The organism is Paenibacillus farraposensis (genome assembly GCF_020736845.1).
GTDB lineage: Bacteria > Bacillota > Bacilli > Paenibacillales > Paenibacillaceae > Paenibacillus > Paenibacillus farraposensis.
In genome coordinates, this window is sequence record NZ_JAFFQR010000064.1 from 1 (window position 1) to 20,232 (window position 20,232).

General features: G+C 45.2%; 23 protein-coding genes and 2 pseudogenes. 2 read left to right on the top strand and 23 right to left on the bottom strand.

Going from position 1 to position 20,232, the window contains the following annotated elements; genetic code table 11:
- The 5 genes and pseudogenes from JO375_RS09585 to JO375_RS09605 form a co-directional block, all read right to left on the bottom strand.
- Positions 1 to 427: pseudogene (locus JO375_RS09585) on the bottom strand (transcriptional regulator); the annotation flags it as partial.
- A gap of 565 nt (positions 428 to 992) precedes the next feature.
- Positions 993 to 1,449, bottom strand: a pseudogene (locus tag JO375_RS09590) (recombinase family protein).
- A 191-nt stretch (positions 1,450 to 1,640) separates the two neighbouring features.
- Positions 1,641 to 2,120 (bottom strand): hypothetical protein, encoded by a 480-nt coding sequence (locus tag JO375_RS09595; protein ID WP_229524256.1) that lies wholly within the window; start codon positions 2,118 to 2,120, stop codon positions 1,641 to 1,643.
- A 26-nt stretch (positions 2,121 to 2,146) separates the two neighbouring features.
- The gene (locus JO375_RS09600) at positions 2,147 to 2,461 is read right to left on the bottom strand and encodes a type II toxin-antitoxin system HicB family antitoxin (protein WP_229524257.1); all 315 of its coding nucleotides are present in this window, start codon (positions 2,459 to 2,461) and stop codon (positions 2,147 to 2,149) included.
- Between the two features lie 53 nt (positions 2,462 to 2,514).
- The gene (locus JO375_RS09605; protein ID WP_229524258.1) at positions 2,515 to 3,150 is read right to left on the bottom strand and encodes a restriction endonuclease; all 636 of its coding nucleotides are present in this window, start codon (positions 3,148 to 3,150) and stop codon (positions 2,515 to 2,517) included.
- 306 nt (positions 3,151 to 3,456) lie between these two features.
- On the opposite strand from JO375_RS09605, the gene JO375_RS09610 reads away from it, so the two are divergent.
- Together JO375_RS09610 and JO375_RS09615 are read left to right on the top strand one after the other, a co-directional pair.
- On the top strand, positions 3,457 to 3,729 hold the full coding sequence (locus tag JO375_RS09610) for a hypothetical protein (protein ID WP_229524259.1): 273 nt from the start codon (positions 3,457 to 3,459) through the stop codon (positions 3,727 to 3,729).
- 76 nt (positions 3,730 to 3,805) lie between these two features.
- On the top strand, positions 3,806 to 4,054 hold the full coding sequence (locus JO375_RS09615; RefSeq protein ID WP_229524260.1) for a hypothetical protein: 249 nt from the start codon (positions 3,806 to 3,808) through the stop codon (positions 4,052 to 4,054).
- Between the two features lie 399 nt (positions 4,055 to 4,453).
- Here JO375_RS09615 and JO375_RS09620 read toward each other — a convergent pair whose 3' ends face one another.
- From JO375_RS09620 to accB, 18 genes are all read right to left on the bottom strand, one after another.
- Entirely contained in the window at positions 4,454 to 4,648 is a 195-nt protein-coding gene (locus tag JO375_RS09620; RefSeq protein WP_229524261.1) for a hypothetical protein, read from the bottom strand.
- A gap of 160 nt (positions 4,649 to 4,808) precedes the next feature.
- Positions 4,809 to 5,612 carry a sporulation transcription factor Spo0A gene (spo0A, locus tag JO375_RS09625; RefSeq protein ID WP_229524262.1) on the bottom strand — a complete coding sequence of 268 codons (804 nt, stop codon included), beginning with the start codon at positions 5,610 to 5,612 and terminating at the stop codon, positions 4,809 to 4,811.
- Positions 5,613 to 5,829: 217 nt separating this feature from the next.
- On the bottom strand, positions 5,830 to 6,978 hold the full coding sequence (gene spoIVB, locus JO375_RS09630; RefSeq protein ID WP_229524263.1) for a SpoIVB peptidase: 1,149 nt from the start codon (positions 6,976 to 6,978) through the stop codon (positions 5,830 to 5,832).
- Positions 6,979 to 7,101: 123 nt separating this feature from the next.
- Positions 7,102 to 8,820 carry a DNA repair protein RecN gene (gene recN / locus JO375_RS09635; protein ID WP_229524264.1) on the bottom strand — a complete coding sequence of 573 codons (1,719 nt, stop codon included), beginning with the start codon at positions 8,818 to 8,820 and terminating at the stop codon, positions 7,102 to 7,104.
- Positions 8,821 to 8,870: 50 nt separating this feature from the next.
- Positions 8,871 to 9,320 (bottom strand): transcriptional regulator AhrC/ArgR, encoded by a 450-nt coding sequence (gene ahrC, locus JO375_RS09640; protein WP_229524265.1) that lies wholly within the window; start codon positions 9,318 to 9,320, stop codon positions 8,871 to 8,873.
- A 16-nt stretch (positions 9,321 to 9,336) separates the two neighbouring features.
- A complete protein-coding gene (locus tag JO375_RS09645) occupies positions 9,337 to 9,813 on the bottom strand; it encodes a hypothetical protein (RefSeq protein ID WP_229524266.1) in 477 nt (158 codons plus the stop codon).
- Between the two features lie 161 nt (positions 9,814 to 9,974).
- A complete protein-coding gene (locus JO375_RS09650) occupies positions 9,975 to 10,826 on the bottom strand; it encodes a TlyA family RNA methyltransferase (RefSeq protein ID WP_229524267.1) in 852 nt (283 codons plus the stop codon).
- Between the two features lie 77 nt (positions 10,827 to 10,903).
- The gene (dxs, locus tag JO375_RS09655; protein WP_229524268.1) at positions 10,904 to 12,802 is read right to left on the bottom strand and encodes a 1-deoxy-D-xylulose-5-phosphate synthase; all 1,899 of its coding nucleotides are present in this window, start codon (positions 12,800 to 12,802) and stop codon (positions 10,904 to 10,906) included.
- 108 nt (positions 12,803 to 12,910) lie between these two features.
- Entirely contained in the window at positions 12,911 to 13,834 is a 924-nt protein-coding gene (locus JO375_RS09660) for a polyprenyl synthetase family protein (RefSeq protein ID WP_229524269.1), read from the bottom strand.
- Entirely contained in the window at positions 13,806 to 14,066 is a 261-nt protein-coding gene (gene xseB, locus JO375_RS09665; protein ID WP_229524270.1) for an exodeoxyribonuclease VII small subunit, read from the bottom strand. The genes JO375_RS09660 and xseB overlap by 29 nt, the downstream gene beginning before the upstream one ends.
- A complete protein-coding gene (gene xseA / locus JO375_RS09670) occupies positions 14,056 to 15,420 on the bottom strand; it encodes an exodeoxyribonuclease VII large subunit (RefSeq protein WP_267497686.1) in 1,365 nt (454 codons plus the stop codon). The genes xseB and xseA overlap by 11 nt, the downstream gene beginning before the upstream one ends.
- Before the next feature lie 11 nt (positions 15,421 to 15,431).
- Positions 15,432 to 16,289, bottom strand: a complete 858-nt coding sequence (gene folD / locus JO375_RS09675; RefSeq protein ID WP_229524271.1) for a bifunctional methylenetetrahydrofolate dehydrogenase/methenyltetrahydrofolate cyclohydrolase FolD — start codon at positions 16,287 to 16,289, stop codon at positions 15,432 to 15,434.
- Between the two features lie 37 nt (positions 16,290 to 16,326).
- On the bottom strand, positions 16,327 to 16,776 hold the full coding sequence (gene nusB, locus JO375_RS09680) for a transcription antitermination factor NusB (RefSeq protein ID WP_229524272.1): 450 nt from the start codon (positions 16,774 to 16,776) through the stop codon (positions 16,327 to 16,329).
- 133 nt (positions 16,777 to 16,909) lie between these two features.
- Entirely contained in the window at positions 16,910 to 17,143 is a 234-nt protein-coding gene (locus JO375_RS09685; RefSeq protein WP_229524273.1) for a DUF2273 domain-containing protein, read from the bottom strand.
- A gap of 15 nt (positions 17,144 to 17,158) precedes the next feature.
- A complete protein-coding gene (gene amaP / locus JO375_RS09690; protein ID WP_229524274.1) occupies positions 17,159 to 17,698 on the bottom strand; it encodes an alkaline shock response membrane anchor protein AmaP in 540 nt (179 codons plus the stop codon).
- 74 nt (positions 17,699 to 17,772) lie between these two features.
- Entirely contained in the window at positions 17,773 to 18,186 is a 414-nt protein-coding gene (locus tag JO375_RS09695; RefSeq protein WP_229524275.1) for an Asp23/Gls24 family envelope stress response protein, read from the bottom strand.
- Positions 18,187 to 18,309: 123 nt separating this feature from the next.
- A complete protein-coding gene (gene accC / locus JO375_RS09700; protein ID WP_229524276.1) occupies positions 18,310 to 19,653 on the bottom strand; it encodes an acetyl-CoA carboxylase biotin carboxylase subunit in 1,344 nt (447 codons plus the stop codon).
- A 62-nt stretch (positions 19,654 to 19,715) separates the two neighbouring features.
- A complete protein-coding gene (gene accB / locus JO375_RS09705; protein ID WP_229524277.1) occupies positions 19,716 to 20,207 on the bottom strand; it encodes an acetyl-CoA carboxylase biotin carboxyl carrier protein in 492 nt (163 codons plus the stop codon).
- Positions 20,208 to 20,232 lie beyond the last annotated feature (25 nt).

Below are 20,232 nucleotides of genomic sequence, written 5' to 3' on the forward strand. Positions count from 1 at the left end.
CTTCTGCCACGTTCTCATAGAGTATCAATGCCGCTTCATGTTGACCCTGCGCGAATAGGTCTTCCGCAATCTCAAATAGTTTTGACGAATAGAGTAGATTGTCCATAATGACTCCCACCACTTTGCGGATCGTATCCAACTTGTTCAATTCTACACAGCGATGCAAAAATGGCTCGATTCGTCTCATATTTGGAGGATGGTCGATGATGAAGTTTTCTATAAACAAGTCGTAAAAATGACCTTCTGGTAAGCCCATAGCCTCAGTAATTTGGTCAAGTTGGTTAATGGATATAGGCTTATTTCCTGACACAATGGCACTTACCGCCCCCCTATTCATGCCTGCAATTTTCCCGAATCGTGCTAAGTTCAAACCCTCTTGTTTTAAGTATCTGTCTAATTCTGCCCGAATCGTAGGTGTCATTTCCATAAATAAACCACCCTTTCAACGTAGCTCGATATATGATGCACAGTTAAAAAAATTATGTAATTGCGAAACAGGTAGTAGAATGAATGATTTGATCATCCACAATTATACCATCTTCTGGAACGAAATCATATACCTCTCATATTTGTGTTCATGATACCTTTTGAGATATTTTGCAACAATTTCATGATTAAAGGTATCATCATTCTGCTTATATAGTTTATTGTGGAAAATCAGAATACGATTCAAGCAATACAAAGTTACCTATTTGAATAGTTATACTCATAATTCTTTATAATTTATCTATGGATTCGGCTTAAACTTGATGTGGAGCATATAAGCAACTTTTCTTCAATCTGCGTATTGTATCGAGTCAAAAAATAACCTGAGTGTCGAAATGGATGTGCTACAGCATTATTTGTAAAAATCAGGTGGTGTTTGGATTTAAAATACCCCCCCACCCTATTTTATTGTAACTGCTAATATTGGTCAGAATAACATGACAAAGAAACCCAGACATAATCATCTAGGCTTGTGAGTGTGTACCGTAGTGTACACATGAGTTATTTTATCCTACTTGTTGCTGTTGTTCATATTCTTTAACTCTACGATAGAACGTGTTAGGCTTCATTTCTACGCTTCATTGCTTCAACCGCTGTTATGCTGCCTTCCTTCCATTCCTCATACACTGTAATGAACTCCTCGCTTATTGCCTGTTTAGGACGACCAAGCACAATACTGGATATAACCTTCTCTAAGCCATTATGGTATTGTCTAGTATCAAGGATAGGCATATCAAGAATAACAATGTGTGCGCCTATCTCATGCGTTATATCTTGCCATTCACGTTTTATTTCTTCTGCATTCCTCCCAAGTCTGTCCAGTTCCTTGATGAACAGAATGTCGCCTTTCCTAAGCACACTCTTCAATGCTTGATATTGTGGTCTGTCAAAATTCTTGCCGCTTTTCTTATCAATAAAGTAATCTCGTTCGATGATACCTAAGTCTTGCATTTCTTGGTGGATAGGTTAACAGTTCCTTTAATACCGCTGTTTAGCGTGTAGGTCATAGTGTGTAACTGGTTTAGATTCATATATAATACTGCTCCTTCTTTGATACCTTATAGTATTCATTATACTATAAATAGAAAACAAAAAAGACGTGGTTGCCCACGCCCTTTCATTTAGTCAATTTTACGATTGTGTCAAAGAAACAATTAAGAAGAAAGGCTCACCGTCTCAAAAAACTGAAAACGCAATTCCTCCTCTTGGTTTTCAGGAGGCATTTCCTTGAACCAATCTTCTAATGTATCTTTTTCATTAAAAATACTTGATCTCCAAAATTTCAATCCTAATTTCGGAAAGGAATACATCCAGCCTAATTCTGGGTGTTGTCTATCATAAGGTGACAATTCATCAACTATTTTAATCAATTCTTCTGCTTTAATATTAAATACATCAATTCCATTAAGCATACAATGAAAATCATCCTTGATATGTGAAGCAGCTTCGATAAAATTAACTCTACCATTTGGATCACATTCAACCTTGAAAGCATATTGGAGATAATCACCATCATGAAGCGAATTACAGAATTTATTAGTGTACGCTTGAAGGCAATCTTCCACTTCAGTTTTACTCATACCAAGTTTAATCGTTCCAATTCCTATGTTGGGTTCAATAATTATTTTTCCCACTATAGCAACTCCCCATTTTGGGAAACTTACATTTTATTTAATTGATCTATAATGCAACGTAACTTGTCTACTGCCTGATAACACTCTGTAATTTCTTCTTTTGTATACTCGCCTAATAGCTGAACAATTTCCTTATCATTTTGTGGTTTAGGGATAGTGTCGCCCGACTCGATCAGAACTTCTAAATAACCCGATATTGCTTCCCTAGCATTGACCAATGCTTCTTTGACTGTAGCCCCATCTGACATACATCCCTTAAGTTCAGGAACCTTTGCTACAAAATATGTGCCATCAATATCGTCAGACCATTTCTTAATAGTAATCATGTACTTGTTATCCATTGAAACCCCTCTTGTGATAAAATCATCGTTTTACTTCAAAAAATTCTCAGTATCTAGTTACCTGAAGCGATGAGTTTTTCAGCCTTACGATCCTTCTTTACAATTTTATCGTTATTCCTATAATCGTCCCACGAATCTAAACTCAAGTAAGGCTCAGCTTCAATAATATCTTTTACCTTGCTATGCTGCTGCGCTTTGAATAGCTCAATCATTTCAATCAAATCGTTACGATCCAGCAGCTTCACTCCATTAAAACTGGCTAACCGTTCACACGAAGGTGTGTATTTACTTGAAGTAATGACAATAGATTTCTTAGCTCTGTAAAATCGCATACAGCTATACACTTCCTGAACTGCGCTCAAACCAACAGGGTTGCTTATTGCATACCGTTTAGCCTGAATGACATTACGGTATCCCTCACGATCTGTAAATACCAAGTCTGCACCATAATCTCTAGTGTCCTGCGTCTTATAAGCATCACTATATCCCAAACACTGGAACAGTCTGAACAGATACATTTCAAAGTCCTTGCCATCTTCCATACGATCTATTTCGTTAATGCCAATTTTATAAGGATCAATATCCTGCGTTACCTTGTACGGTTCCTGAACTCTAGGCTTTTTAAAAAAGCGTAGCAACACCAAAGCAATCAATATAGCAATGACACACACTATCACAAATATAGACAAAAATGCTCCTCCTTAGCTGCTCCAAATCCTTTTCGCACTTGCTTATAATACAACAAATAGGGACAATTTCCCACATTTTTTTGGATAAGTATAGTAAATACATCGGAATAATTATTTACTGTTTTCTAATTCATTGTAAGCGATAAAAGAACTTCATCAAATCTTCCACTTTCATTTTTCACCATTTAATTTCTAGTTCTTTTAAATCATAAAAATAGTATATATGGACTAAAATTCCTTTTTTAGATTGACCATAGGTATATATAATAAGTATACTAAATTGTATATTGAAAAAGGAGGAAAAAAATGAAGAAATTAACTTCAAGATTCTCAAGCTTACTTCTAGTTGGATTAATGTTACTTCCTACAGGTGTACACGCCTCATCTAGTAATGATTTTGTTTCAGCAAAACCAGCAGTTGAAGGTGAAATTGTACAGGCTTATCGTGTAACTGACAAAGGGTTAGTTGAACTAAGCCAAGAAGAGCTACAAGCTTATAAAACTCAGGAAGAAGAGGCAAACGAGAGCGCAAAATTAGAATTAGACAAAGATTCTAGACAAAAAAAATTCACAAAATAACGGCGCTATTACACCAAATCTAATTAACGAATACTATTGGCAATATGAACAATCCACATACAAATCTGCTGTTCCTATGGATTCTCTTAGAAAACGTGTTTCCCCATATGTATATAACCGCACTCAAGATAATGCTACAAGAGCAATTTCCTCTTCTACAAGTCAGACATGGCAAGCAAATATTAGTTTTTCGAGTGGGCAAAAAAATGCTATTACAGGAACTTTAGGAGGTGGCTGGACTAAAACCACTACTTTTTCTGATACAACCACTACTATAAGACCTAATTATAAGAGTTGGGCTGAATTTACGCCTATTTATGGATAAATCTTTCGGTTATTTGAAAGAATATTATTCATTTAATGGTTCAGTGAGAACAAATAAATACACTGAGGTATACATCGCCAGAGAAGTTAATCGTCAAACAGATGGTATCTTAACAGTTAAAACTGCCCCTATCAATTAATTCAAAGGAGGAGAGAAAGGGTAGCCTCCTTATTCTGTGTTTGCTCATATAGTAAATACTCTGCAATAAAAATTCATTTCAAATAATCTACATTTACTTTCCTTTTCTAACTTCCTCTATGATGATGTAAGTTACTCCTATAATTAAAGCGATTATACTGAGTATATTTATGTTTAATTATACATCATCATTTTTTTATCAGCAACGAACCTATAATGTTAGTAACAAAAAAACGCCTATCGCTAGCGCTTATATTCATTTCAAACATACTTTACGTACATTCGGATATGTCCGCTTCCCACCTCTTTATAATCTGTAGTCTGATGTTCTCGTTCCAGATACAGTGCAAATAATTTTAGTGTTTGCTCGTAGCTGGCTAATGTTCTTTTTGCAAGATTACGGCTTGTACAATACAGCATAAAATTCTCAATTTGGAATGTAATCTCCGAAAACATAAAAAATCCACCTCCTGATTTGCCAAATTACTTGACCAATCAATTGATGGATTCATACATATACTCGTAAATATATTATTGGTTTTCACTGCCAAACCTTCACAGCAAAATGAAGAATTGGTTGGTTTCACCTTCAGGCTCAAGCCTTACACACCAACGTTTAGCTCACCTTATTCTCAATCCGCAGCTTGTCAGCGACCATCGCAATAAATTCACTGTTCGTTGGTTTGGATTTGCTGATGTTAATGGTGTAGCCGAAAAGATGCGAAATGCTGTCGATATTGCCACGTGTCCACGCTACCTCAATCGCATGGCGAATGGCGCGTTCCACACGAGATGCTGTCGTTTTGAATTTTTCGGCGATTGCCGGATATAACGTTTTGGTGATCGCGCCTAGAATTTCGATATTATTGTACACCATCGTAATGGCTTCACGTAAATATTGGTAACCCTTGATATGTGCTGGTACACCGATTTCATGAATAATAGCTGTAATACTGGCATCCAGATTTTTCGTCTTTCCCATCGGCACAACATTGGAACGCGTGGAAGAGACAGTCACCGGACTGTTGCTGACCAACTGTGGTCCCACCAATTGACGAACACGGCTAGCCAGCACTTCCATGTCAAACGGCTTCAAAATATAATAAGATGCCCCAAGCTGTACGGCTCGCTGTGTAATATTTTCTTGACCGAATGCAGTCAGCATGATGATTTTCGGCTGAGGAGTCAGGTTCATTTCTCTTAAGCGCTCCAATACACCGAGACCATCCAGATGAGGCATAATGATATCTAAAATAAGTACATCAGGTATGTTGCGGGATTCTACGATGCGTTGAAGTACTTCTTCACCGTTATAGGCAATTCCGGTAACTTCCATATCCTCCTGATCGGAAATATATTCAGCAAGCAAATTCGTAAACTCCCGGTTGTCATCAGCCAACAATACCTCAATTTTTTGCAATGTACTTCCTCCTTATTGAGTGTTAATCGGGTTGGGATTTCTGTTTACAGTATACAAATATTTCTTGTCGGAGTATATGATTTCGACATCGAATTATGAATTCCTTCTGTCGAAAATTATTTTTATTTATTTTTTTTAGCGTTTCCATTATAATTAATTTTTTATCTTGTTATTACGAGCTTATTCCCTGCGTTTCGACAAAAAAATCTTAAGGCCTCTAACTCGCCTTAAGATTAGATGTCAAGCTCACGTTATTTTGCATAATCCCTGCATCTCGCAGCATCCATTCGATAAAGCAACCGTAGCCTGATTTCGGATCGTTTACAAATACATGTGTCACAGCCCCGATCAGCTTGCCATTCTGAATAATTGGACTACCGCTCATCCCTTGCACAATCCCTCCGGTCTTTTCCAGCAGTTTTGGATCTACAATACGAATCACAAGTCCTTTGGTTGCCGGTTTATCCTGTTGGGAAATGTGTACGATCTCTGCCCTAAACCGTTGAATCTGCTGGCCTTCGAGTACGGTCAATATTTCTGCTGGCCCTTCCCTTACTTCATGTGCAAAAGCCACTGGAATGGGCTTTGGATACAAACCATATTGCGGTTCACCTGTCATTTTCCCAAAAATTCCGAAGTTCGTATTTCGTTCAATATTTCCTAGTATCCGATGATCCTTGAGAAAATGGGCGCGTTTTTCCCCAGGCTCTCCACTTTGGCTTTTGGCAATTGACGTCACATTAGATTGTACAATCTCTCCGCTTCCCACTACGATAGGAGTTTGAGTATTCATATCGGTAATTACATGGCCTAAAGCTCCGTAAACACCGCCTTGATCTGGAGCATAGAACGTTAATGTACCTACACCAGCAGCAGAGTCCCTGATGTACAATCCCAGCCGCCACGCTTTATCATCTGGATCATAAGCGGGTATCAGCTTAGTGGATATCGTCTGTTCTCCCCGGCAGAGTGTAATGTTGATTGGCTTTTTGCTTTTACCAGCTTCCTCTACTGCCTCTGCAACCTTTGCCAGACTATCCAGCGGATTGCCGTTCATATGAGTGATCCGATCTCCTAGACGAATCCCTGCTGTCTCTCCAGGTGACACCTTTCGTTCTTTACTTTCCTGAATGACATGATGGCCGACGACAAGCACTCCTGACGATTTTACCTTGACCCCAATAGTCTGCCCTCCCGGGTACACCTTCAAATCGGGAATTACACTTTCTTGAGCCGTACTTTTAGAACCGAACCAATCCAAAGAAGCTAGAGGCAGCGCTGCGTGCACATGCTTAGCGTTACCGATAGAACAAATAAGAAAAACAAGCAAAAGACCGAGCAATTTGATCCTGGAGTAAAAATTCAATGGCTGTCACGCTCCCTTTGCTTCTTTCGCTTGACGAGTAAAGGTGGTCGCCAATTGCGTACCTATAAGGTAACCTTGCCCCCAGGCTTTTATTACTGTTAATCATTACGCCAGCCGCTCTTTTCAGGCTTTCTTTCCTTCCGCCAAATTCAGCATTTCCTGCGCGTGATGCAATGTTTTTTCGGTGATTTCAACACCGCCCAACATACGTGCCAATTCCTTGACACGTCCTTCTTCCGTTAATCCCTGAACTTGCGTCATGGTCCGTCCATCATGAACATTTTTCTCAATTAGATACTGATGATCGGCCATGCATGCAACCTGTGGTAAATGAGTAATGGAAAACACCTGACAGACAGAAGACAAACGGTACAGCTTCTCGGCAATGGACTGAGCAGCCCGCCCGCTTACCCCGGTATCCACCTCGTCAAAAATAAGTACCGGAATTTGATCATGCCTGGCAAAAATACTTTTCATTGCCAGCATGATACGTGACAACTCACCGCCTGAAGCGATTTTGCCAAGGGGACGAAGCGGTTCGCCGGGGTTGGGAGAAATGAGAAATTCCGCATTATCAATCCCCTGCTTGGTAGGTCTTACGCGCAGTCCCTTATATTCATATCCCCTCGGATCTTCAATCGGATCAATCCGCACCTTGAGTGATGTCCTTTCCATTTGCAGGTCCTTTAACTCCTGCTCTACTTGCTCGGCAAGTTCTTCCGCACAAATTTCACGCGCTTCCGTAAGCTCTTCCGCAATCTTTAGCAAATCAGAAAGCAACTCATCCCGCTTTGCAATTAATTGCTCCAGTCGTTCATCCTTATTTTCCAGCAGGTCGGTTTCCTGCTCAATACGACTATAGTATTCCAAAATCTGCTCGATACTATCACCATATTTTCGTTGTAACCCGGTAATCTGATTCAATCGTTGTTCGACTTCATGCAGCTTGCCTGGATTAAACTCGATATCCTCACGGTACGAACGTAATTGAAATGCGGCATCCTCCAGCTGATAAAAAGCGGACTGGATTTGCTCAGCGATGGGCTGAAGAATTTTGCTGTCGTAGGTTTGAACATCGTTCAGTCTGTACAATACATCATTGATCGTGTTCAGCCCACCTCTGCCATTCAGCAATTCGTAAGCTCCGGATACCCCATCCATCATTTTCTCACTATGGGATAGCTTGACCCGTTCTTCTGTCAATAATTCATCTTCCCCCACCTTTAGCTCCGCTGCAGCGATCTCTTCCAACTGGAATCGGTACATATCCAATAGCTGATAAGCCTTTTGGCTGGAGCTTTGCAATTCCCGGACTTCTTTTTCCGCTTTGACAAAAGCATTATAGCGCTCACGGTATAGTGCTTTTACCGGTCCAATAACCGAATCTCCAAACGTATCCAGCAGTGCCAGATGGCGCTCTGCGCGCAGCAGACTTTGATGCTCATGCTGTCCGTGGATATTAACCAATTGCTCGCCTACCTCACGCAACATCGTTAAATTGACCATCTGACCGTTAATTCGCGAAGAGCTTTTCCCTTGGGCTGTAAGTTCCCGGCGAATCAGCAAATGCTCTTCCGTATTGGCTTTAATGCCTTGTTGCTCCAGTGTGCTCCAAACCGGATGTTTTGTCGGCAGTTCAAATAAGGCTTCCATCTCTGCTTTATCACATCCGTAGCGTACGAGATCGGCAGATCCTCTTCCTCCTGCAATCAGCCCTAGCGCATCGATAATGATAGATTTACCGGCGCCTGTTTCCCCACTTAATACGTGAAAGCCTTTATGAAAATGAACATCGACAGCCTCTACAACTGCCAGATTCCGTATAGATAAAGTGACCAGCATCGTTCTTTCACCTCAATGATGTACAAAATAAAACGCCTGATACGCAACAACTAGGAAATGTAGCCCATAAGACGATTCACGATGGTTGCGCTATTCTCTTCCGATCGGCAAATAATCAAAATGGTATCATCTCCGCTAATCGTACCCATAATCTCAGGCCATTCGATATTGTCCAATAAAGCGGCAATAGAGTTGGCTGTTCCCGGCAAACACTTCATTACAATCAAATTGGTTGTGTAGTCTATATGCAAAAAATTATCAACCAACGTACGCTTTAGCTTCTGCGCCGGATTATACCGCTGGTCTGAAGGCATTGAATATTTATACCTGCCATCGTCCATCGGAACCTTAATGAGCAGCAGTTCCTTAATATCCCGTGATACAGTCGCCTGAGTCACCTGAAAACCGGCCTTGCGCAATGCTTCAACCAGTTCATCCTGTGTCTCGATCTCATGTTGTGAAATAATTTCCCTGATTTTAATATGTCGTTGACCTTTCATATAATCCTCCTGTGGATTAATCTTCATATTCCTCTTCTTCGAGGTCCTCCACTAATGTAATAAGCCGAATACTTTGCTGGTCCGTATCGACGTACAATACACCTGCACAACCCGGATAGAGCAACAAATACGGCATAAGCCTGTCCCGTAATTCAGGACCGCTCCATTCCATCGGTTTCTTGCGGCGTGCTGTTTTCACCATATATGTCGAACTGTTTTGTACAGCCACGTAATCTATAAACAAACGGCTATGCACGGTATTTCCATTCACTTTAAAAGCAAGCGGTATTTTCATTTTTCCGCCTACCACGTCATAACCTGCCTTCTCCAATAGGTTCACGGCAGGGCCTTCATCCATATCCTCGTTAAGCGGTATCGTCCTTAACACAAGCGGTTCCGGCTCCTCTAACCATGCACGCAGGCTATAAAAAGCCCATATTGCTAATATCACCCCGATCACAATAATGATAACCGTATCATATCGCGTGTCCATGAACCGATCACCTCATGGACATATTCTAGGGCAGGGCGCAAAATTCCTTTTCCTCTACACATCTCATATACATATTATAGGCGAACGTGAGTTCGATAATCAATCCCCATACCAAAAAGGGGTTCCCTTAAGTTCACCGAACTCATGAGAACCCCTGAATGTTACTTGCGCGACGGACCATTATTAAAAGTCTGTCCTGCTTCCTGAACGGTACGCTCAATCAGTGGGCTGAAATCGCAGCTCTCCAGTGGCAATTTTGCAACCGAAGCCTCGTCCAGACGCCAATGCGCCAAAAACTCAATATTACCCTCTCCACCTGTAATAGGGGAGTAGGCCAAGCCTTGCAGTGAAAGTCCAAGCTCATACGCAAACAAGAGGATCGTCTGCAACACTTCTTTATGCGTAGCAGGGTCACGGACTACACCCGATTTACCGACCTTTTCGCGGCCAGCTTCAAATTGCGGCTTGATTAGAGCTACAATGTCGGCAGGCTGTTGTAGCAATGCAAGCAGCGGAGGCAAAATAATACGCAACGAAATAAAAGAAACGTCAATGCTTGCGAAATTCGGAACAGGACCGCTCAAATCCGAAGGTGTCATGTATCTGAAATTCGTTTTCTCCATAACACATACCCGTTCATCATTACGAAGCGACCAGTCGAGCTGGTTATATCCCACGTCAATCGCATACACGTATTCCGCTCCATGCTGAAGCGCACAATCCGTAAAACCACCGGTGGATGAACCGATATCCAGCATCGTCCTGCCCTTCATATCCAGTTCAAACTGACGAATGGCTTTTTCCAGCTTCAATCCTCCACGGCTGACGTACGGATGCACAGCCCCCTTCACTTTCAGCTCGCTGTCGCGGGGTACTTTCATCCCCGCTTTCTCAATACGCTCGTTGTCTGCCAGCACCAGACCTGCCATAATCGCTGCTTTGGCCTTTTCACGGCTTTCAAAAAAGCCTTGTTCTACCAGCAAAACATCAATGCGTTCCTTCGGAACAGACATGTTAATCTCCCTTTAGGCAGCCTCGCTGCGTTTGTCATACTTTTTAATAAAATATTGTCTTTTTCGCGTCAGGTTCCCTATACTGATTGCCCCATGCCATAAGCCGGCTCAGCAACCCATTTGCGAAGCTTCAGGCATACATCTTCAACGGTGAGTCCCACTTCAGCACGCTGCTCTTTAATGGAGCCATGCTCCACAAACCGATCGGAAATCCCCATCAGGCGTACTTGCGCATCCTGTATTTCTTCTTTGGCGTAAAATTCCAGCACAGCGCTGCCCAAGCTTCCTGCTTCAGAAGCTTCTTCCAAAACGATCAGTTTCGTATGCTGGCGGGCCAACTCACGCAGCATGTTCTCATCCAAAGGCTTGAGGAAACGGGCATTGACGACCCCTACCTGCAACCCTTCCCGTTTCATGGCCTCAGCAGCCTCTGTCGCTACCTGAAGCATTGGGCCTGAAGCGATTACAGCGTAGCCCTCACCCTTGCGCAGAAGCTCCCAGTTGCCAATCGGTATAGCCTTTAGTTCCGAATCGAGCGGCACACCCGCTACATTAACACGCGGATAACGATATGCAATTGGCCCATCGTCGTAGTCAAGCGCTGTTTTCATCATATGGCGCAGCTCGTTTTCATCCTTTGGCATCATAAGCACAAGATTAGGGATATGGCGTAAAAAAGCCACATCGAACACACCATGGTGCGTTTCGCCGTCAGCCCCAACAAAACCGGCACGGTCAATCGCAAACATGACATTCGCGTTATGACGGCAAATATCATGTACGATCTGATCATAAGCACGCTGCATAAAGGTCGAATATACCGCAAATATCGGCTTGAGTCCCTCCATCGCCAATCCGGCACACATGGTAGCCGCGTGCTGCTCCGCAATGCCGACGTCAATCATCCGTGCAGGGAATTCCTTGCTGAACGGTACCAGTCCCGAACCGCTAGGCATCGCAGGCGTAACCGCTATAATGCGCTCGTCCTGCTCAGCCAGCTCGATCAGCGTCCGTCCGAAAATTTCCGTATACATTGGATTGCCCACGGACTTGAGTACCTGACCAGATTCAATTTTGTACGGGCTGATTCCGTGCCACTTGTGAGAATCCACCTCGGCAGGCTTGTATCCCTTACCTTTGGTGGTTACGACATGCACCAACACAGGGCCTGTGACGTTATCGGCCTGATGGAAGGTTTCGATCAGCTTCGACAGGTCATGCCCATCTACCGGCCCTAGATACGTTAATCCCAGTTCCTCAAACAACACGCCCGGCACCATCATATATTTAAGACTGTCCTTGACACGGCCAGCCGATTTGGCAAGTTTACCGCCTATAGCGGGAATTTTTTTCAACAAAACCTCGAGTTCATCTTTGGCTCGCAAATAGTGACGATCTGAGCGTATTTTGCTCAAATAATTATGCATCGCGCCAACATTCGGCGCGATCGACATTTCGTTGTCATTGAGAATGACCATCAAATTTTTACGTTCATGCCCAATATGGTTCAACGCTTCAAAGGCCATGCCTCCAGTTAGTGCTCCATCCCCGATCAATGCAATAACTTTATGGTCCTCGCCCTTCAAATCCCGTGCCAAAGCCATGCCCATCGCCGCTGAAAGAGAAGTGCTGCTGTGACCGGCTTCCCAGACATCATGTTCGCTCTCACTTCTTTTTACAAAGCCGCAAAGTCCATCATGCTGACGAAGAGTATCAAAACGTTCCATTCGTCCTGTCAATATTTTATGCACGTAGGCTTGATGCCCAACGTCAAAAATCATCCTGTCCTTCGGGCTGTTATAGCAGTAATGCAGGGCGATCGTGAGCTCAACCACTCCCAGATTCGATGCCAGATGCCCCCCTGTCACGGACAGCTTCTCAATCAAAAAGCTCCTGATTTCCTCGGCCAGAGAAACCAGTTCCTCAACCGACAGTGATTTCAGATCGCCTGGTTGCTTTATGTGTGGAAGCAGCACGCCTATCTCCCCGCTTTCCTTCAAGTTTGTGTGTAAAGTTAACAAATATTATATCACATATCGAGACCTTGCTTAAACGTAGACAAGTCAAAACAGCTTTATCCGTCACTAATGATCACGCTTCATCAGGTAATCTGCAATCTCCAGCAAACGCGACGAATCCGGTATACCACCTTCTATTAATGCTTTTTTGGCAGACACCGTGAGCTTCTCTACTTGCTGAAGGGAGGATTCCATACCAATAAAAAACGGATAAGTTACCTTCTCCTGTTCTACATCACTTTGCGTTTTTTTACCCATTTTGCTCTCATCGCCTATAAGATCCAGTATATCGTCCTGAATTTGAAAAGCCAATCCCAGATCGCGTCCGAATCGGCGAAGCGCTTCTAGTTGGCTGGGGTCAGCCCCGCCGATCCGCCCGCCTGCCAGGAGAGAAAAAATGATCAAATCAGCGGTTTTATGGAGATGGATATATTCCAATTCCCCGATCCCCGTACTTCCCTGCTTGCCGGACATATCCGCGACCTGGCCTCCTACCATGCCTCGCGCCCCGCTCATTTCGGACAGCTCCTCCACGATGGACAGGAGCGTATCGGATGAAATCCCGTGGCGCCGTCCTGCTTGTACGACGCTGAAAAAGGCATGGGTCAGCAGCGCATCGCCCGCAAGAATGGCAACCGCTTCGCCGTATACTTTATGATTCGTCAGCTTGCCCCGGCGATAATCATCATTATCCATAGTCGGCAAGTCGTCGTGAATGAGAGAGTACGTATGTACCATTTCTACCGCACATGCCACTGGCAGCGCAGCTTCCCTGCTTCCGCCGAATGCTTCGGCGGCCGCGATCACAAGCAGAGGCCGCAGCCGTTTTCCGCCTGCGGCGAGCGAATAATGCATCGATTCTCGAAGAACGGCGGGAATGTCCCAATCGACCGGGAACTGCTCTGTCAACGCAGACGTCACCGCATCTGCCGTCCCGGCCAAGTATTCCTTAAACGATGGCCTATTCAATCCCTTCACCGCCGTTTTCATCCAATCCGCCGCCGAAAGGCTTCTTGCGCAAATCTCCATCTTCTTCTACGATCATTTCAATTTTGCGTTCGACCTGCTCCAGCTTCTGACTGCAAAGCTGAGACAGCTTCATACCACGCTGGAACAGATCAATGGCTTGCTCCAGAGGAACGTCTCCGTGCTCCAGCTGCCCGACAATTTCTTCAAGAGCGGCCATGGCCGCTTCAAAACTCAATTCCGTTTCATTCGCCACCGTGCTTCGCGTCCCCCTTCATTCCCCATACTTGGCAGTCCAAATGCCCGTCACTCACTTTAATTTTGATGGAATCTCCCGGCTGTACGTCTTTGAGCGACTTGATCAGCCGTTGTTCCTGCTCATCATATACCAAGCTGTAGCCCCGGGCCATGACCTTGAGCGGGCTTAGCGCATCCAATTGCCGAATTCCCGCGCCCAGTTGCTGTCGTCCCGCCTTCGTGATCGCACGCATGGCGGATTCCAGTTGGCGCTGCGCCATATCCGTCTGCTTGCGCGCTGAACGGATTTGTTCACGCGGATTAAAACGCTCCAGTACCTGGCGCATACGAGCGTTCTTTTCTGCGCTCAAGCGTGAACGATTCCCTGCTGCGCGAATTAACCGCTGTTGCAGCATGTCCATCCGTTCTGCATGCTGCAGCATGTAACGGCGCGGGTGCAGCAGGACTGGCGAACGCCGCAGCCGGGTCAGGCGCTCACGGCTGGTATCCAGCCGCTGTCTCAGGGCGTTGCGCAGCCGCTGCTCACGCTGGAGCAGCTGATCCCGCAGCTCTTCCTGATGAGGCACCGCCAGCTCGGCGGCTGCGGTCGGCGTAGCTGCACGCAAATCGGCCACAAAATCGGCAATGGTAAAATCCGTTTCATGTCCGACCGCTGAGATTACGGGGATAGCCGATGCATAAATCGCGCGCGCAACCGCTTCCTCGTTAAACGCCCACAGCTCTTCCAGCGAGCCGCCGCCCCGTCCGACGATCATCACCTGAGCCCCCTCCATGCGGTTCATGGCTTCAATAGCCTTGACGATGGAAGGCGCAGCCCCTTTTCCTTGCACAAGCACAGGATACAGAACAATGGCAGCTTGCGGATATCGCCGTTGCAGTGTTGTGATAATATCACGCACAGCCGCCCCGGTCGGCGAAGTAATTACGCCGATCGTTGCCGGGTGAGTCGGCAAATTACGTTTACGGGACGCATCAAACAAACCTTCGGCATCCAGTTTTTGCTTGAGTTGCTCGTAAGCAAGGTAAAGGCTCCCGATGCCGTCCGGCTGCATTTGGGTCGCATAAAATTGATATTGTCCATCCCGTTCGTATACGGACACGTTTCCCCGGGCTATAACACGCGCACCTTCCTTTGGCATGAAAGGGAGCCGTTTATTATGGGTCGCAAACATAATCGCACGAATACGACTCCCCTCATCCTTGAGCGTAAAGTACATGTGACCGCTCGAATGATGCGTAAAGTTAGAAATTTCCCCGCGTATCCATACGTCGGACAGCACCTGATCCGATTCCAGCTTCATCCGGATATAACGGTTCAGATCCTTTATAGAGTAAATACGCTGTTCAGCCACAGCACCCGTCCTTATACCAAACCGTGCGACCACTTGGCCGCTACGAGCGTATTTTGCATCAGCATCGTAATCGTCATGGGACCTACTCCGCCGGGAACAGGCGTAATTGGACCGGATACTTGCTTCACGCTCTCAAAATCAACGTCACCCGCCAGCTTTCCGTTCTCCAGACGATTCATTCCAACATCGATCACTACCGCACCGGGTTTTACGAACGAGGCATCGATAAAGTTGGCTTTCCCAATGGCAACGACCAAAATATCCGCTTGTCGGCTTAATTCGGCGATATTCGCTGTACGGGAGTGGCACATCGTTACGGTAGCATGCTCGCGCTGCAGCAATAAGGATACTGGCTTTCCTACGATATTACTGCGACCGATAACCACTGCATGCTTACCTGCTATTTCCACCCCTGCACGCTTAATCAGCTCAATCACTCCGGCGGGAGTACAAGGAAGCAGGCTGTCGTCACCGATGACCAGATTTCCTACGTTTACCGGATGGAATCCATCCACATCCTTCTCCACGGCAATGGCATCGATGACCGCTTTTTCATGAATGTGCTTTGGCAGCGGCAGCTGTACCAAAATGCCGTGAATATTACTTTGATGATTCAACTTGTCTACCAGCTCCAGCAATGCTTCCTGGGAAGTATCCGCCCCCAGCCGATGAACCTCGGAATAATAGCCGAGATCATGACAAGCCTTTTCCTTGTTTTTAACATACACCTGCGAAGCCGGATCTTCACCTACCAGCACAACAGCCAGTCCGGGCTGCAATTGGTGATCTTTCAGACGAATGACCTCTTGCTGAATGCTTGCGCGAATATCCTGAGAGATTTGTTTACCATCAATGATCGGTGCTGACATGTTTAACCACTCTCCAACCTGATTCAGTAATTTCGAATTAAAAACGTGTTTTTAACTGCTCCAGCTCCTGTATTACCCGTCCCAGTACACCATTTACAAACTTGCCCGACTCTTCCGTACCAAAATGTTTGGACAATTCAATAGCTTCATTGACTGCCACCTTGGCTGGAACATCCCCACGGAAAATCATTTCATATACGGCAAGTCTCAATATTTGACGATCCACACGTGAAAGTCTGCTAATCTGCCAGCCTTTAAGATAATCCACTAACAGCCCGTCAATGGCTTCCTTATGCTCCCACGTACCGCGCACATGCTCCAAAACATACGCTCTCAAGCTGGCTGCATTTTTAATGACAACTTCAGCCTCATTCTCCTCAGCAGCTTCCTGCAGCAGCATGTCTACCGCTGCTGCTGCATCTACTTCATTCATTTCCATATGGTACATGCTTTGTACCGCTAATTCCCTTGCCAGACGTCTTTTCATGCCCTGCCTCCTACGCTTGCCTATATCTATTTTTCATTTTAACCATTTTCACAAAAAAACCTGTGAACGCATCCTCCAAACGTTGGGCGCAAAAAAGCTACAGCTCTATTTTGGAGGACACGTATCACAGGGTTCATTTAAAAAGACGCCAACGCTGTGACAGCCACTCACCCAATTCCTTCCAGGGAAGGAGCGAACCAAGCGCTGAATCACTGCGTCTTCCTAGTGTATATCCGATGAACACCATCAATGCAAAGAACAACATATTCCAAAAGCCTGCCCACAGATAAATAAAACCGAAAAAAATGCCAGCCACAATCCCCGTGATCCGGCCCTTGTAACTTCCCCATATTTCTTTCCAGGGCATCAGGGAAAATCACCTCTATTCCACACGACTCTTAAAGCTTGGTGACTGAGATACATTAGCGATATACACGGATACATTGGATACAGGAATACCTGTAATTTCTTCCACATGATCGTGTACCGCCTTTTGTACCTCGGAGGTTAGCGCCGGAATGGAGCTTTCCCCGTCTACAACCGCCCGAATCGTAATATCAAGTCCCGATTCCAGCACGCGAACACGCGCCTTCAAATCCTGCATCCCGCGAAAGCGGGAGGCCGCTTTGAGACACAGATTTTCAATGGTATCCACTGAAATCTGAATGTCGCCGAATTCCGTTCGTTGATCAATCGAATGCTGCACTGATTGGTTCCGGCGAATGGAGATGTAAAAAACCCGGAGACTCAAGAGCAGCAAAACTCCTGCAATGATCAAGCAAGCAAGCCATGCAACTCGCTCATCCTCAATACTTAAAGCAAACGGAATGGCCCCGCTCAGGAGGAGGATGGCGAGAATGGAAATAATTCCGATACTTAAGCTGTACAAGAACAGCAGAAGCCTATCCATAACTTTGGCCACGAAACGCACAGCCTCCTTAAATTAGAGTAAACCCTCGACCCATAAGGATCGGGGGTTTGTACAAAAGTATCGCTCTATTTAACCCGTCCGGCACTCAAAACTTCCGGCTCTTCTACTTTTTCGGCATTTTTGAATTGAACATCATGGATTTGCACGTTCACTTCAACAACGTTAAGACCTGTCATCGTTTCAATGGAACGCTTAACATTGTGCTGAATAGCAGCAGCCACCTCAGGCAGACGGTTACCATACTCAATAATGACGGAGACATCTACAGCCGCTTCACGCTGTCCGACTTCCACCTTTACACCCTTGGACAAATTTTTGCGGCCCAGCAACTCGGCAAACCCGCCTGCAAATCCGCCGCTCATTCCCGCTACGCCTTGCACCTCAACGGTTGCAAGTCCAGCAATTACTTCAATCACTTCCGGGGCAATTTGAATTTCCCCAATTTCTGTACGTTCGAATTCGGTTGGCACTGTGCTCATACCTTCAACACCTTTCGGTCAGAATAAGTTTCATTCAGCTTTGGGATCAAAGCAGACATGCTTACTTATTATCCATACTATATCATTTGACGTTCATTATGACAAACCGAGGAAATATACCGATTAAACTTCGTTTTCCTCCAAAAATTTAATATCGAAATCGCCTTTAATAAAGGTCGGATGCTCCAGCAAGCGCTGATGAAAAGAAATCGTAGTCGGTATCCCCTCAACGGCAAACTCAGTTAAAGCCCGCTTCATTTTGGCAATCGCCTCCTGCCGTGTCGGTGCCCACACAATCAGTTTGGCGATCATGGAGTCATAATAAGGAGGAATACTATAACCCGGATAAGCTGCGCTGTCTACGCGTACCCCGGGGCCGCCTGGTGGCAGATAAAATCCGATTTTACCTGGTGCAGGCATAAAATTGCGATCGGGGTCCTCAGCGTTAATACGGCACTCTATCGCCCAGCCATTAATAGTGACTTCGTCTTGTGTAAATGATAGCGGCTTCCCTTCTGCAACCGAAATCATTTCCTTAATCAGGTCTACACCGGTAATCATCTCCGTTACGGGATGTTCTACCTGAATACGTGTATTCATTTCCATAAAGTAAAATTGATTGTCCGGTCCAAGCAAAAATTCGAGTGTACCCGCGCCAGAATATTGAACGGCCAAAGCTGCACGAACGGCCGCCTGTCCCATTGCTTCGCGTACATCCGGTGAAAGTACAGGACATGGCGCTTCCTCTAGCAGCTTCTGACGGCGGCGCTGCACAGAGCAGTCGCGTTCACCCAAATGCGCAACATTGCCGTGCTTGTCCGCTATAATCTGAATTTCCACGTGCTTCATACCGGTCAAATATTTTTCAAGATATACACCCGCATTACCAAACGCTTTTTGCGCTTCCTGCTGGGCAGTCGTAATTTGCTGAATGAGGGTATCCTCATCCTCCGCAATACGAATCCCTTTACCGCCGCCACCTGCAGTAGCCTTGATAATCACGGGATAACCGATGTCGCGTGCAATGCTGATCGCATCCTGCAGATCCTCTACCAGCCCATCTGAACCCGGGATGACCGGCACTCCGGCATCCTTCATTGTCTGCTTCGCTACAGCCTTGTCCCCCATTTTGTTAATCGCCTCGGGAGAAGGGCCAATAAACGTAATATTGCACGATTCGCAAATTTCAGCGAAGTCGGCGTTCTCCGCCAAAAATCCGTAACCTGGATGGATGGCATCACATTCAGTCAATGTGGCGACACTCATCAGGTTCGTAAAATTCAGGTAGCTGTCCTTGGACAGCGTCGGTCCAATACAGTAAGCCTCGTCTGCGAGACGCACATGCAATGAATCCTTGTCGGCTTCCGAATATACGGCAACCGTCGAAATATTCATTTCGCGGCAAGCGCGAATGATACGAACCGCGATCTCTCCGCGGTTCGCAATCAGTATTTTTTGAAATGTCATGACTTTATCCTCCCTGGGAGCAGTCCTGCCAACCCCTCGAATGTGGGCTCAGGGCAAGCTACTTACTCCGGCTTCACAAGGAACAATGGCTGGCCATACTCGACCAACTGTCCGTTTTCGACCAAAATTTCCACAATCTCGCCCTTTACTTCAGCTTCCAGCTCGTTCATAAGCTTCATCGCTTCAATGATACATACCGTTGTTTTATCGCTCACTTTGCTGCCGATACTCACATAAGGAGCCGCATCCGGGGATGAAGAAATATAAAAAGTTCCTACCATCGGAGATACGATTTTATGTAGATTGCTGGCATATTCCTTGGTTTCTTCAGCAGTTGGTTGTACAGCCCCAGGCTGTACTTGCGAAGTCGGAATCGAAGCTTGCGGTGCCACAGTATAAGCAGGTGCTGCCACAGGAGCCTGTACAGTAACAATCTCGCTTTTGCCCGGTTTACGGATCAACAGACGAGTTCCTTCATTTTCAATCTCAAGCTCATGAACAGACGTTTCATCCACCAGCTTGATCAATTCCTTAATCTCGCTTAATTTAAACATCTCTATTAATCACTCCTTCAGCATT

What these genes read in the sequence shown, in the direction of transcription:
- JO375_RS09600 (WP_229524257.1), bottom strand. Translation starts at nt 2,461, where the DNA reads ATGGATAACAAGTACATGATTACTATTAAGAAATGGTCTGACGATATT.
- JO375_RS09610 (WP_229524259.1), top strand. Translation starts at nt 3,457, where the DNA reads ATGAAGAAATTAACTTCAAGATTCTCAAGCTTACTTCTAGTTGGATTA.
- JO375_RS09615 (WP_229524260.1), top strand. Translation starts at nt 3,806, where the DNA reads ATGGATTCTCTTAGAAAACGTGTTTCCCCATATGTATATAACCGCACT.
- JO375_RS09620 (WP_229524261.1), bottom strand. Translation starts at nt 4,648, where the DNA reads ATGTTTTCGGAGATTACATTCCAAATTGAGAATTTTATGCTGTATTGT.
- recN (WP_229524264.1), bottom strand. Translation starts at nt 8,820, where the DNA reads ATGCTGGTCACTTTATCTATACGGAATCTGGCAGTTGTAGAGGCTGTC.
- ahrC (WP_229524265.1), bottom strand. Translation starts at nt 9,320, where the DNA reads ATGAAAGGTCAACGACATATTAAAATCAGGGAAATTATTTCACAACAT.
- JO375_RS09645 (WP_229524266.1), bottom strand. Translation starts at nt 9,813, where the DNA reads ATGGACACGCGATATGATACGGTTATCATTATTGTGATCGGGGTGATA.
- JO375_RS09650 (WP_229524267.1), bottom strand. Translation starts at nt 10,826, where the DNA reads ATGTCTGTTCCGAAGGAACGCATTGATGTTTTGCTGGTAGAACAAGGC.
- JO375_RS09660 (WP_229524269.1), bottom strand. Translation starts at nt 13,834, where the DNA reads ATGAAAACGGCGGTGAAGGGATTGAATAGGCCATCGTTTAAGGAATAC.
- folD (WP_229524271.1), bottom strand. Translation starts at nt 16,289, where the DNA reads ATGTCAGCACCGATCATTGATGGTAAACAAATCTCTCAGGATATTCGC.
- nusB (WP_229524272.1), bottom strand. Translation starts at nt 16,776, where the DNA reads ATGAAAAGACGTCTGGCAAGGGAATTAGCGGTACAAAGCATGTACCAT.
- JO375_RS09685 (WP_229524273.1), bottom strand. Translation starts at nt 17,143, where the DNA reads ATGCCCTGGAAAGAAATATGGGGAAGTTACAAGGGCCGGATCACGGGG.
- JO375_RS09695 (WP_229524275.1), bottom strand. Translation starts at nt 18,186, where the DNA reads ATGAGCACAGTGCCAACCGAATTCGAACGTACAGAAATTGGGGAAATT.
- accC (WP_229524276.1), bottom strand. Translation starts at nt 19,653, where the DNA reads ATGACATTTCAAAAAATACTGATTGCGAACCGCGGAGAGATCGCGGTT.
- accB (WP_229524277.1), bottom strand. Translation starts at nt 20,207, where the DNA reads ATGTTTAAATTAAGCGAGATTAAGGAATTGATCAAGCTGGTGGATGAA.